This window comes from Escherichia sp. B1147 (assembly GCF_001660175.1).
Taxonomy (GTDB): Bacteria; Pseudomonadota; Gammaproteobacteria; order Enterobacterales; family Enterobacteriaceae; genus Escherichia; species Escherichia whittamii.
Genome location: NZ_LFHY01000005.1, coordinates 121867 through 134829 on the forward strand (window position 1 = coordinate 121867; position 12963 = coordinate 134829).

Consider the following 12963-nt stretch of genomic DNA (forward strand, 5'->3'; position numbering starts at 1 on the left):
GGGATGGCTGAACTGACTGCGCTTCATACATTAACAGCGCAAATGAAACGCGAAGGGATTCGCCGCTTGTTGGTGTTGAGCGGCGAAGGAAGTTGGTGCGGTGAGCATGCGCTTAAGTTGCGTGAAGCATTACCGGGCGACTGGCTGTGGGTTTCGCCACAGCCAGCTTCTGAAAACCACTGTACGCCATCTGCGCTGCAAACTTTACTTGGGCGCGAGTTTCAGCATGCGGTATTCGATGCCCGCCAGGGCTTTGATGCCGCCGCTTTTGCGGCCCTTAGCGGAACGCTGAAAGCGGGAAGCTGGCTGGTGTTGTTGCTCCCCGTGTGGGAAGAATGGGAAAACCATCCTGATGTCGATTCGCTGCGCTGGAGTGATTGCCCTGGTCCTGTTGCGGCTCCGCATTTTGTCCAACATCTCAAACGCGTACTTGCGGCGGATAACAACGCTATCCTCTGGCGGCAAAATCAGCCGTTCACGTTGGTGCATTTTGCTCCCCGTACTGACTGGCAACCTGCTACCGGCGCACCACAACCAGAACAACAGCACATATTACAGCAACTGCTGACCATACCGCCGGGCGTGGCAGTGGTAACCGCTGCGCGCGGGCGCGGTAAGTCGGCGTTGGCGGGGCAGCTCATTTCCCGTATCTCTGGCAGTGCGATTGTTACAGCACCTGCGAAGGCTGCAACGGATGTGCTGGCGCAGTTTGCGGGCGAGAAGTATCGCTTTGTGGCGCCAGATGCCTTATTAGCCAGTGATGAAAAAGCTGACTGGCTGGTGGTTGACGAAGCTGCAGCCATTCCTGCGCCACTGTTGCATCAGCTGGTATCGCGTTTCTCACGCACCTTGTTAACTACCACGGTACAGGGTTATGAAGGTACCGGACGAGGATTTTTGCTGAAGTTTTGCGCTCGCTTTCCGCGCCTTCAGCGCTTTGAATTGCAACAGCCGATCCGCTGGGCGCAGGGCTGTCCACTGGAAAAAATAGTCGGTGAGGCACTGGTTTTTGACGACGAAAACTTCACTCACGAACCAGAAGGTGACATCGTCATTTCCGCTTTTGAACAGACGCTATGGCAAAGCCATCCGGATACACCGTTAAAGGTGTATCAGCTATTGTCTGGTGCGCATTACCGGACATCCCCCCTGGATTTACGCCGGATGATGGATGCACCTGGGCAACATTTTTTACAGGCGGCTTGCGAAAACGAGATTGCCGGGGCGCTGTGGCTGGTGGATGAGGGCGGATTATCGGAAGAACTCAGTCAGGCGGTATGGGCGGGTTATCGTCGTCCACGGGGCAATCTGGTGGCTCAGTCGCTGGCGGCACACGGCAGCAATCCACTGGCGGCGACGTTGTGCGGTAGACGTGTCAGCCGGATTGCCGTCCACCCGGCACGTCAGCGCGAAGGTGTTGGGCAACAGCTTATTGCCAGCGCTTTGCAATATACGCATGGCCTCGACTACCTTTCGGTAAGCTTTGGCTACACCGAGGAATTATGGCGTTTCTGGCAACGATGCGGTTTTGTGTTGGTGCGGATGGGCAATCATCGCGAAGCCAGCAGCGGCTGTTATACGGCGATGGCGTTGTTACCGATTAGCGAAGCGGGTAAACAACTGGCAGAACGTGAGCATTTTCGTTTACGCCGCGATGCGCAAATTCTCTCGCAGTGGAATGGCGAAACTATTCCAGTCGATCCGCTTAACGATATCGTGATTACTGACGGCGACTGGCTGGAACTAGCTGGTTTTGCTTTCGCTCATCGTCCGCTTTTAACGTCGTTAGGCTGTTTAATGCGTCTACTGAAAATCAGCGAACTGACATTACCAGCGCTTCGTGGGCGTTTGCAGAAAAACGTCAGCGGCGCGCAGTTATGTACCACACTTAAACTTTCGGGGCGTAAGGCGTTGTTGGCCCATCAGCGTGAAGAGGCGGCACAGGCGCTATTTGCACTTGATGATGCCCGCACTGAACGCCTGCGCGATCGCATAACGCAATGGCAATTTTTTCACTGACTCCTTCAATTTTATCCCATGGTCATTGTGAGTCAGCGGCGTAAAATTAATGACATCAGTTAAGGAGTTCGCCATGAAACATGACCATTTTGTTGTTCAAAGCCCGGATAAACCTGCGCAACAGTTGTTGCTGCTTTTTCACGGCGTCGGCGATAACCCAGTAGCGATGGGGGAGATCGGCAGTTGGTTTGCACCGTTGTTCCCGGATGCGCTGGTGGTGAGTGTCGGTGGCTCCCAGCCGAGCGGTAATCCGGCTGGACGTCAGTGGTTTTCGGTGCAGGGCATAACGGAAGAAAACCGCCAGGCGCGCGTGGATGCCATCATGCCGACCTTTATTGAGACGGTGCGCTACTGGCAGAAACAGAGCGGAGTAGCGGCTAACGCTACGGCGCTAATCGGTTTCTCACAAGGCGCGATTATGGCTCTGGAGAGTATTAAAGCCGAACCGGGCCTTGCCTCACGCGTCATTGCTTTTAATGGACGCTATGCCAGCCTGCCGGAAACGGCTTCTACGGCCACGACAATTCACTTGATCCATGGTGGTGAAGATCCGGTTATCGATCTGGCGCATGCGGTTGCGGCACAAGAAGCGTTAATTAATGCGGGTGGTGATGTGACGCTGGATATTGTGGAAGATTTGGGCCATGCGATCGACAATCGTAGTATGCAGTTTGCCCTTGATCACTTGCGTTATACCATACCGAAACATTACTTCGATGAAGCGTTAAGCGGGGGCAAGCCCGGCGATGATGATGTGATTGAAATGATGTAATAATAGACGAGTAGGCCTGATAAGACGCGTGAGCGTCGCATCAGGCATCGTTCACCATTGCCGGATGCGGCGTGAACGCCTTATCCGGCCTACGGTTGAGCGCCCAGCTTACTTCTTCGGTTGATCCTTCTTCGGCCAGTCGTCGTCATCGTCCCACTTATCGTTGAAATCACGATGCGGGGGAAGCTCCGGCTTGTTGGCGAGAAATTTCTTATGGTCGATGCGCTTGAGATCTTTAATCACGTTCAGCAGGACGCCGACCAAAAAGACAATCACCAGAATCCACCAATATTTAGCCAGCCAGTCCATGCTTATTTCCTCTTACAGAACGACTCATCAGGCGACGAGCTGTTCCATGATACGTTGATACATACGGGCAAGTAGCTGCAGGTCGGCAGCATTTACACATTCATTAATTTTATGAATGGTAGCATTGACCGGCCCGAGTTCCACCACCTGCGCCCCCATGCGAGCAATAAAGCGCCCGTCGGACGTTCCGCCTGTGGTCAGTAGCTGCGGTTTAATTTCATTATAGTGCTCAACGGCGTTCACCACCGCATCTACCAGTTTACCGCGTGCTGTCAAAAATGGCTGACCAGAAAGCCACCAGTCGACGGTGTAGCGCAGCTGATATTTATCCAGTAAGGCAAGCACCTGCGCTTTGATCATTTCGTCGGTCAGTTCGGTACTAAAACGGAAGTTAAACTGCACAAACAGTTCGCCCGGAATAACATTGTTACTGCCGGTTCCCGCCTGAATATTGGCAATCTGCATACTGGTTGCCGGGAAGAATTCATTACCCTGATCCCACTCAATGGCCACTAATTCATTAAGGAAAGGCGCTGCGCGATGTACCGGGTTGTCAGCCAGGTGCGGATAGGCCACATGCCCCTGCACGCCATGAATAGTGAGGTTGCAGGTTAACGATCCGCGCCGGCCATTTTTCACTACATCGCCAACCACTTCGATACTCGACGGCTCACCGACCAGGCAGTAATCCAGCCGTTCATTACGCGCCATTAACGCTTCGACGACTTTGACCGTGCCATTGTGGGCGCTGGCCTCTTCGTCTGAGGTGATCAGAAACGCCAGTCGGCCTTTATGGTTTGGATGTTGCGCGACAAAACGTTCTGCTGCCACCACCATCGCCGCCAGCGAGCCTTTCATATCAGCCGCGCCACGCCCGAACAACATGCCATCGCGAATGGTTGGCTCAAATGGTGGGTTGATCCAACGGTCGGCATCGCCAGGGGGGACTACGTCAGTATGTCCGGCAAAGGCCAATGTTTCTCCTTGCCCACGCCACGCCCAAAAATTCTGCGTATCCGCAAAATCCATGCGTTCAATGGTAAAACCGATTGCCTGCAGACGGTCGATCATGATTGCCTGACATCCTGCATCATCAGGACTTAAGGATGGGCGGCGAATAAGCTGCTGTGTCAGCTCAATAACCGGACACGACATAGACTACACCTCATGGAAAAATTGCTGATAACTGGATTCACTGAAACCCAGCAGCATAGGCTTCCCTGGCGCACAGAGCAATGGGCGTTTGATGATTGCAGGCATTTCAGTCATTAATGCTATAGCGGAGGCCGCATCGGTGATGTTGTGGCGGGTGGCTTCGTCCAGTTTTCGCCAGGTTGTACCACGGGTGTTGAGTAACGCTTCCCAGCCTAATTCGTTGATAAAACCGTTCAATAATTCGCTGTCCAGCCCATCAACGCGGTAATCGTGAAAGCGATAGTCGATGTTATTGGTTTCCAGCCAACGGCGAGCCTTTTTAATGGTGTCACAATTTTTGATGCCGTAAAGTGTAAGCATAATGAATCCTTTTTCGATTTATAAGAATAAATACTCATTTAACGGGCAATACATTTCCCCTGCAAATGAATACCAGAAAATATAACATTATTAAGGTGTTTCACTTAACAATTATTAAATGATTGTGAGCGTTTTGAATGCAATATATTAAGAATATTCCCCTAGGTATCTGTCTGTATTTCAAACAGAATTAAACAAGTATTAGAATCTGTATGAATATGTCGAAATGTTGCTGTTCATCACATAAAAATCCCTGTCACAGGGCCATAGTATTTACATAGGCTTTGCCCCGGAGGTAGTAATCACAGCAATCGAATAAATTAGCTTCACCACGGTATATTGTTTCCGTAGAATACCCATAATTATAAGAGAGGTTGTTATGATTGAACGTGAACTGGGGAACTGGAAAGACTTTATCGAAGTTATGCTTCGTAAGTAATTTCCAGAACAGGAAATGAAAGAACCTGACGTCAGGTTCTTTATCAGAGAGTTGAAAAAGGCGACACATATGTATGTCGCCTTTTTTATTGCTTATTCTGGTCGAGGCTTCAGTGGGAAGCGACGACGCACCAGTACAAAGAATAGCGGTACGAAGTAAATCGCCAGAATGGTGGCAGAAATCATCCCACCCATTACGCCAGTACCGACTGCGTGTTGGCCACCGGAACCGGCACCACTGCTGATAGCCATTGGCAGTACGCCGAAGATAAACGCCAGTGAGGTCATCAGAATCGGGCGTAAACGCTGACGGCAGGCGTAGAGCGTCGCTTCAAACAGGTCGTGGCCTTTTTGATTCATCTCGTTGGCAAACTCAACAATCAGAATGGCGTTTTTCGCCGACAAACCAATGACTGTTAGCAGGCCAACCTGAAAGTAAACATCGTTTTCCAGCCCACGCATCCAGGTTGCCAGCAGCGCGCCGATAACCCCCAGCGGTACAACCAGCATTACCGAGAACGGTACAGACCAACTTTCATAAAGTGCAGCCAGACACAGGAATACCACCAGCAATGAAATGGCATACAGCGCCGGAGCTTGCGCACCGGAAAGTCGTTCCTGGTACGACATCGCTGTCCACTCCAGTCCAAAGCCGTTCGGCAACTGCTTCACCAGCGATTCCATAATATCCATCGCTGTACCCGTACTAACGCCCGGAGCGGCTTCCCCGACAATTTCTACCGCAGAATAGCCGTTATAGCGTTCCAGACGCGGCGAGCCTGTCTCCCAGCGAGAGGTTGCGAAGGCGGAGAAAGGCACCATGCCGCCGTCTTTGTTACGCACATACCACAGGTTAATGTCATCTGGCAGCATGCGATACGGCGCGGCAGCCTGCACATAGACTTTCTTCACGCGACCGCGATCCATAAAGTCATTCACATAGCTCGAGCCCCACGCGGTTTGCAGCGTGTCGTTAATATCGTCAATGGCAACGCCCAGCGCCTGCGCTTTGCGCTGGTCGATATCAATCTGCAATTGCGGGCTGTCGTCCAGACCGTTATGGCGCACACGGGTAAGTTCTGGGTTTTCCGCCGCGAGCGCCAGCAGCTGATTACGCGCGGCCATCAGCGCATCGTGACCAGCCCCGGCGTGGTCCTGCAACTCCATATCAAATCCAGCGGAACTGCCAAGACCGCTGATAGCTGGCGGGCTACTGGCGATAACGCGAGCTTCTTTGATTTTATTAAATTCTTTTGTTGCACGTTCGATAATGGCAAACGAGGTGCCTGTTTTACTGTCGCGTTCGCTCCAGTCTTTCAGGCGGACAAACATTCGTGCCACGTTCTGCCCGTTCCCCCCAGGGCCAGAACCGACAGTGGCAAACACCGACATGATGTTGTCTTTCTCATGGGTGAAGTAATACTTCTCGATCTGTTCCACCACTTTCAGGGTCTGTTGTTGAGTCGAACCGCTGGGTAACTGTACCGAGGTGGTAAACATGCCACGGTCTTCCAGAGGCAGGAACGACGTCGGCAGACGCAGAAACAGGAACACCATGCCGCCTAACAGCAGGACGTAAATCAAAATCCAGCGCAGGCTGCGATGGAGAATTTTTGCCACCCCTTTTTCGTAGCGTTCGGCGTTACGGTTGAACATCTGGTTGAACCAGGCAAAAAAACCTTTTTGCCCGTGATGCTCACCTTTTTTCAGTGGCTTAAGTAGTGTGGCGCACAATGCCGGAGTCAGGATCATCGCCACCAGCACCGACAGCACCATTGCTGCAACAATGGTTATAGAGAACTGGCGATAGATAGCCCCGGTGGTGCCGCCAAAGAAGGCCATTGGCACAAATACGGCAGAAAGCACCATTGCAATCCCGACCAGAGCGCCCTGGATCTGCCCCATCGATTTACGTGTGGCTTCGCGAGGAGTGAGTCCTTCCTCACTCATAATGCGTTCGACGTTTTCCACCACCACGATGGCGTCATCCACCAGCAGGCCGATCGCCAGCACCATCGCGAACATGGTTAAGGTGTTGACGCTATAGCCGAAGGCATAAAGCACCGAAAAGGTTCCCATCAACACTACCGGCACGGCAATAGTTGGGATCAGCGTAGCGCGGAAGTTTTGCAGGAACAGATACATTACGAGGAAAACCAGCGCGATAGCTTCTAACAGGGTTTTCACTACGTCTTCAATGGAGGCCTTAACAAACGAGGTGGTTTCATACGCCACCTTGTACTCCAGTCCGGGCGGGAAATACTGCGCCAGTTCATCCAGACGGTTGATCACCAGTTCTGCCGTCGCCATTTCGTTCGCGCCGGAGGCCAGTTTTACCCCTAGCCCCGAGGCTGGTTTACCGTTGAAGCGGCTAAGATAGTCGTATTTCTCCGCTCCCATTTCGACGGTGGCGACATCACCCAGTTTCACTTCCGAACCGTCCTGATTCACCCGCAGAGTGATATCACGGAACTGTTCTGGCGTTTGTAACAGTGACTGGGCGTTAATGGTGGCGTTGAGTGCCTGGTTATCGACAGACGGCGTACCGCCAAGCTGCCCAACCGCAATTTGTGCGTTCTGCGACTCGATGGCGTCGGTCACATCTTTAGCCGTCATCTGGAAACTGTTCAGTTTTGCCGGATCCAGCCAGATACGCATCGAATACTGTGAACCGTAAGCGTCGATATCACCAACGCCGTTCACGCGGCTTAACGGGTCCTGAATATTACTGGCAACGTAATCGGCAATATCCTGTTTATCCATCGAACCATCGGTTGAGACAAAGGCAATGGTCAGAATGTTGGTATCCCCGGTTTTACGCACCGTTACACCCTGATTTTGCACCGCCTGCGGTAGTTTACGCATGGCCGACTGCAACTGGTTCTGCACTTGTTGCACTGCTTCATCCGGATCTGTGCCAGCTTTAAAACTGAGCGTTACCGACGCCTGCCCAGTACCGCTGCTTTGTGATGACATATACATCAGGTTATCGAGGCCAGTCATATTCTGCTCGATAACCTGGGTCACGGTGTTTTCCAGTGTCTGGGCTGACGCGCCAGGATAGTTAGCGGTCACTCGCACATTCGGTGGAGCGAGATCCGGGTACTGTTCAACGGGCAATGAGAAAATGGCCAGGGTTCCTGTCAGACACAACAGAATTGCCAACACCCAGGCAAAAATGGGGCGATCAATAAAGAAATTCGCCATTAAAAGAGGACCTCGTATTTCTGCGTATCGTTATGGGCATGCCTTGCTTCACTGTAGCGGCAAGGTACGAGCCAATCGTGGAGAAAAAAAGGAGATAATGTAAATTATCATACCCTTTTATACTGAACTTAAAGTGCCAGTATTTATTGAACAGTAGGCGGCATTATAACTACTGGCTTTCCTCGCTCTCCGCAGAGCGAAAGCTAATACTCACTAACGTGCCGCCGCCGGAAGGTTGCGAAAAAGTCAGCGTCCCACCCAATCTTTCCGCGCGCTCGCGCATGATATTCAGACCATAATGGCCTTCGGGTTCCTTCGGTTCACCGATGCCAATACCGTTGTCACGAATATAAACTGTGTGATTGCCATCTGGCGCGGTGACGCAGCTAACGGCAATTTCGCTGGCGTCGGCGTGCTTCATTGCGTTCAGCACCGCTTCGCGAATAATTTGCAACAAATGCACCTGCATCTGCGCATCCAGCGCCAGGGTTGGCAGACGGCAGTCGAGCGTCAATTTTGCACTGGTCTGGTTTTGTAATGTATCCAGCATTTCACGTAGTGCAGAGGGGAGATCCGCCTGCTGTAGCGTCAGTCGGAAAGTGGTTAATAGCTCGCGTAACTGCCGATAAGCATCATTCAGCGCCTGGGAGAAATCGGCCATGATACTTTGTGCTGTGGCGTTATCTTCTGGTATCGAACGCTTCAGTAACGTCAACTGGATACGTAAGTAAGAAAGCACCTGTGCCAGCGAGTCGTGCAACTCGCGGGCGATGGTTGCGCGTTCTTCCATCAACAGCAACTGCTGAAAATGCTTCTGCGCCTGGTTAAAGTACAAACCGCGGCCCAGCATCGACGAAACGCTGTTAAGCAGCGGTTCTGACGCCGACAGGTTGCTATTTTGCCAGTGCAGCTCGCCGTAAACCGTCTCTTGCATGGTAACTGGCAAAATCTGCATTGGCAGCTCAGGGGTTGGCTTTCCTTCGCTAATACGCCAGTTATCCCCAACGTTCAGCTCCAGATATTCAGCCGCTTCATTGTCGCGAACAATCTGCAAAATATGGCGGAAACAATGCACATCAATCTGGCTGGTGTTCAGCGCCTGTGAACACTGATAAAGAACTTCCAGACGTCGCTTGGCCTCGTGGAGATCGCGAGTCTTTTCTTCTACTGACGCTTCCAGCGAGCGGTACAACTTATGCAGCTCGCTCGACATCTGGTTAAAGGTTTTTGCAAGCAGGCCCAGTTCATTGGGGAGGCTGGTATCCAGCGGCGGCGAGTCGAACTGCCCGTGTTCAATACGCTGACTGGCGGTAACCAGTTGATTCAGCGGAGCAACCACCTGATGGCGTATGCGGCGCAGAGTAAAAAAGACCAGCGTGAAAATACCAATACCGCCAGCCAGCGAAATCGCCACTACCAGCAGCATTTTACGTTCGGCGTAGTGTTGCAAAGCCAGTACGAACAGGTCTATCTGATTGACATAATTATTGATATTGGCCTGATACCACGGCAAATCGCCCTGAATGAGCCGGTTATTCATCTCCAGCCAGTTGGCATTCAGATGCGCATAGCGAGTTTTCACCGCCTCTGGTACATACCAGACGTTAAGATTGGTTAAGACTGGTGAGTGTAGCGCCTGCTGGAACAACTGGCGATGTACATTTAGCTGTGGACTTGCGCTTTGCAGATCGTAACCCAGACGGTAACTCTGCATACGCAGCGATCCGGCAATATTGATGGCTTCCGCATCACGCAAACTGCTCGCCAGAGTTAGCAGGGCAATACCAGTGGAAAGAATCGACAGCAGCACAATGTAAAAAAAGGCCCGGGCCAGACTGGCCGAGACGGGTCGTTTGACAATCACACGCGTCTTCTCCACATAAAATAACTAATGTTCCAGAACGCTGAAACTCAATTTGATAAGTAATGGGATTATTTGATCTGCCACAGTTTATAGCGAAATAGTTACTTATTCCGGGCAAATGAACATTGCCGATTCCCCTGTAAGTCGGGTAATAACAACACTCATATAAAGAATAAGGTTTTTACAACCAAAAAAGAAGGTCGTTATGAATCGTTTTATTATGGCCAACAGTCAGCAATGTCTGGGGTGCCATGCTTGTGAAGTGGCCTGTGTGATGGCTCATAATGATGAGCAACACGTGTTGAGTCAGCACCATTTCCACCCCCGAATTACGGTTATCAAACATCAGCAGCAACGTAGCGCAGTAACCTGTCACCATTGTGAAGATGCGCCCTGCGCTCGTAGTTGCCCCAATGGCGCGATCAGCCACGTTGATGACAGCGTTCAGGTCAATCAGCAAAAGTGTATTGGCTGTAAATCCTGCGTGGTGGCCTGTCCGTTTGGCACGATGCAAATTGTTCTGACGCCCGTCTCGGTGGGTAAAGTGAAAGCCACTGCGCATAAATGTGACCTGTGTGCAGGGCGAGAAAACGGCCCTGCCTGTGTCGAGAATTGCCCGGCGGATGCGCTGCAACTGGTGACCGACTCCGCACTCTCCGGCATGGCGAAATCCCGCCGCCTGCGCACTGCGCGTCAGGAACATCAACCGTGGCATGCGAGCGTCCCGGCACAAGAAAGGCCAGTCATCAGTAAAGTAGAACAAATGCAGGCAACCCCCGCGCGCGGCGAACCGGATAAACTGGCGATTGAGGCACGCAAAACTGGCTTTGATGAAATTTATCTGCCGTTTCGTGCCGACCAGGCACAACGAGAAGCCTCGCGCTGCCTGAAGTGCGGCGAGCATAGCGTTTGTGAATGGACCTGCCCGCTGCATAACCATATTCCGCAGTGGATTGAACTGGTGAAAGCCGGAAACATCGACGCAGCCGTCGAGCTTTCTCACCAGACTAACACGCTGCCGGAAATTACCGGGCGTGTTTGCCCGCAAGACCGTCTGTGCGAAGGTGCCTGTACTATTCGCGATGAGCACGGTGCGGTGACTATCGGCAATATTGAACGTTACATTTCGGATCAGGCGCTGGCGAAAGGCTGGCGTCCCGACTTAAGCCATGTCACCAAAGTCGACAAGCGAGTGGCGATTATCGGCGCAGGTCCGGCAGGGCTGGCATGTGCTGATGTCCTGACCCGCAATGGCGTCGACGTAACGGTCTACGATCGCCATCCGGAAATCGGCGGTTTGCTTACCTTTGGCATTCCCTCCTTTAAGCTCGATAAATCACTGCTGGCGCGCCGTCGGGAAATCTTCAGCGCGATGGGGATTCATTTCGAACTCAATTGTGAAGTGGGTAAAGATGTCTCTTTGGATTCGCTGCTGGAACAGTACGACGCGGTCTTCGTTGGCGTCGGCACTTACCGTTCCATGAAAGCAGGCTTACCCAATGAAGAGGCGCCGGGCGTTTATGACGCGCTGCCGTTCCTCATAGCCAACACCAAACAGGTGATGGGACTTGAAGAGTTACCGGAAGAGCCATTTATTAATACCGCCGGGATGAATGTGGTAGTACTGGGCGGTGGGGATACCGCGATGGATTGTGTACGTACTGCGCTGCGCCACGGCGCGAGCAACGTCACCTGTGCCTACCGTCGTGATGAAGCCAACATGCCTGGTTCGAAAAAAGAGGTGAAGAACGCCCGTGAAGAAGGGGCGAACTTCGAGTTTAATGTTCAGCCAGTGGCGATTGAGCTGAATGAACAAGGTCACGTCTGCGGGATCCGTTTCCTGCGCACGCGTCTTGGCGAAGCGGATGCACAAGGGCGTCGGCGACCTGTACGGATTGAGGGCAGTGAATTTGTGATGCCGGCAGATGCAGTGATCATGGCATTTGGCTTTAATCCACATGGTATGCCGTGGCTTGAGTCGCACGGTGTAACGGTGGATAAATGGGGCCGCATTGTGGCGGACGTTGAAAGCCAGTACCGTTACCAGACCACCAATCCGAAAATCTTCGCAGGTGGCGATGCCGTACGTGGTGCGGATCTGGTGGTTACCGCAATGGCCGAAGGCCGCCATGCGGCGCAGGGGATTATTGACTGGTTAGGGGTAAAATCAGTCAAATCTCACTGATAGCCTGCGCAGACAAACCCGACTTCACAGCGTAAGATAATTGTTCATTTCGCGCTGTGGAGTCGGTATGACGCAACAAATTACCCTCATTAAAGACAAAATTCTCTCCGATAACTATTTCACCCTGCACAACATTACCTACGATCTCACCCGCAAAGATGGCGAAGTTATCCGCCATAAACGTGAAGTTTACGATCGCGGCAATGGCGCGACGATCCTCCTGTACAACGCGAAGAAAAAGACCGTAGTTCTGATTCGCCAGTTCCGCGTCGCTACCTGGGTTAATGGCAATGAAAGTGGGCAGCTGATTGAAACCTGCGCCGGGCTGCTGGATAACGACGAACCGGAAGTGTGTATTCGCAAAGAAGCGATTGAAGAAACGGGGTATGAAGTTGGCGAAGTACGCAAATTATTTGAACTGTATATGTCGCCTGGCGGTGTGACCGAGCTAATCCACTTTTTTATCGCCGAATACAGTGACAATCAGCGCGCTAACGCCGGTGGTGGCGTCGAAGATGAAGATATTGAAGTGCTTGAGCTGCCGTTCAGCCAGGCACTGGAGATGATCAAAACCGGCGAGATACGAGACGGTAAGACGGTGTTATTGCTCAACTATTTGCAAGCGTCGCATTTAATGGACTGAAAAATAACAAT

At 52.1% G+C, this 12963-nt stretch carries 10 protein-coding genes; 5 read left to right on the forward strand and 5 right to left on the reverse strand.

Going from position 1 to position 12963, the window contains the following annotated elements; translation table 11 throughout:
• The first annotated feature begins 3 nt into the window (after nucleotides 1-3).
• Together tmcA and ypfH are read left to right on the forward strand one after the other, a co-directional pair.
• Nucleotides 4-2019, forward strand: a complete 2016-nt coding sequence (tmcA, locus tag A9180_RS03725) for a tRNA cytosine(34) acetyltransferase TmcA (protein ID WP_064526273.1) — start codon at nucleotides 4-6, stop codon at nucleotides 2017-2019.
• Nucleotides 2020-2092: 73 nt separating this feature from the next.
• Nucleotides 2093-2791, forward strand: a complete 699-nt coding sequence (gene ypfH, locus A9180_RS03730) for an esterase (protein ID WP_064526274.1) — start codon at nucleotides 2093-2095, stop codon at nucleotides 2789-2791.
• 108 nt (nucleotides 2792-2899) lie between these two features.
• Here the strand turns inward: ypfH and A9180_RS03735 are convergent, their stop codons facing one another.
• The 3 genes from A9180_RS03735 to A9180_RS03745 are packed head-to-tail and all read right to left on the reverse strand — an operon-like array spanning nucleotide 2900 to nucleotide 4615.
• The gene (locus A9180_RS03735) at nucleotides 2900-3100 is read right to left on the reverse strand and encodes a YpfN family protein (RefSeq protein WP_001516859.1); all 201 of its coding nucleotides are present in this window, start codon (nucleotides 3098-3100) and stop codon (nucleotides 2900-2902) included.
• A 27-nt stretch (nucleotides 3101-3127) separates the two neighbouring features.
• Nucleotides 3128-4255, reverse strand: a complete 1128-nt coding sequence (dapE, locus tag A9180_RS03740; protein WP_064526276.1) for a succinyl-diaminopimelate desuccinylase — start codon at nucleotides 4253-4255, stop codon at nucleotides 3128-3130.
• 3 nt (nucleotides 4256-4258) lie between these two features.
• Nucleotides 4259-4615, reverse strand: a complete 357-nt coding sequence (locus A9180_RS03745) for an ArsC family reductase (RefSeq protein WP_064526278.1) — start codon at nucleotides 4613-4615, stop codon at nucleotides 4259-4261.
• 379 nt (nucleotides 4616-4994) lie between these two features.
• Here A9180_RS03745 and ypfM point away from each other — a divergent pair, with 379 nt between their 5' ends.
• Nucleotides 4995-5054: a protein YpfM gene (ypfM, locus tag A9180_RS22460; protein WP_001386977.1), complete on the forward strand. Its 60-nt coding sequence runs from the start codon at nucleotides 4995-4997 to the stop codon at nucleotides 5052-5054.
• A 92-nt stretch (nucleotides 5055-5146) separates the two neighbouring features.
• Here ypfM and acrD read toward each other — a convergent pair whose 3' ends face one another.
• Both acrD and narQ read right to left on the reverse strand, forming a co-directional pair.
• Nucleotides 5147-8260: a multidrug efflux RND transporter permease AcrD gene (gene acrD / locus A9180_RS03755; RefSeq protein WP_064526280.1), complete on the reverse strand. Its 3114-nt coding sequence runs from the start codon at nucleotides 8258-8260 to the stop codon at nucleotides 5147-5149.
• Nucleotides 8261-8429: 169 nt separating this feature from the next.
• Nucleotides 8430-10124 (reverse strand): nitrate/nitrite two-component system sensor histidine kinase NarQ, encoded by a 1695-nt coding sequence (gene narQ / locus A9180_RS03760; protein WP_064526282.1) that lies wholly within the window; start codon nucleotides 10122-10124, stop codon nucleotides 8430-8432.
• Between the two features lie 205 nt (nucleotides 10125-10329).
• Between narQ and aegA the strand changes: the two genes are divergently transcribed.
• A complete protein-coding gene (gene aegA / locus A9180_RS03765; RefSeq protein WP_064526284.1) occupies nucleotides 10330-12309 on the forward strand; it encodes a formate-dependent uric acid utilization protein AegA in 1980 nt (659 codons plus the stop codon).
• Between the two features lie 67 nt (nucleotides 12310-12376).
• On the forward strand, nucleotides 12377-12952 hold the full coding sequence (gene nudK / locus A9180_RS03770; RefSeq protein WP_064526286.1) for a GDP-mannose pyrophosphatase NudK: 576 nt from the start codon (nucleotides 12377-12379) through the stop codon (nucleotides 12950-12952).
• Nucleotides 12953-12963: the final 11 nt, after the last annotated feature.

What these genes read in the sequence shown, in the direction of transcription:
- tmcA (WP_064526273.1), top strand. Translation starts at nt 4, where the DNA reads ATGGCTGAACTGACTGCGCTTCATACATTAACAGCGCAAATGAAACGC.
- ypfH (WP_064526274.1), top strand. Translation starts at nt 2,093, where the DNA reads ATGAAACATGACCATTTTGTTGTTCAAAGCCCGGATAAACCTGCGCAA.
- A9180_RS03735 (WP_001516859.1), bottom strand. Translation starts at nt 3,100, where the DNA reads ATGGACTGGCTGGCTAAATATTGGTGGATTCTGGTGATTGTCTTTTTG.
- dapE (WP_064526276.1), bottom strand. Translation starts at nt 4,255, where the DNA reads ATGTCGTGTCCGGTTATTGAGCTGACACAGCAGCTTATTCGCCGCCCA.
- A9180_RS03745 (WP_064526278.1), bottom strand. Translation starts at nt 4,615, where the DNA reads ATGCTTACACTTTACGGCATCAAAAATTGTGACACCATTAAAAAGGCT.
- acrD (WP_064526280.1), bottom strand. Translation starts at nt 8,260, where the DNA reads ATGGCGAATTTCTTTATTGATCGCCCCATTTTTGCCTGGGTGTTGGCA.
- aegA (WP_064526284.1), top strand. Translation starts at nt 10,330, where the DNA reads ATGAATCGTTTTATTATGGCCAACAGTCAGCAATGTCTGGGGTGCCAT.
- nudK (WP_064526286.1), top strand. Translation starts at nt 12,377, where the DNA reads ATGACGCAACAAATTACCCTCATTAAAGACAAAATTCTCTCCGATAAC.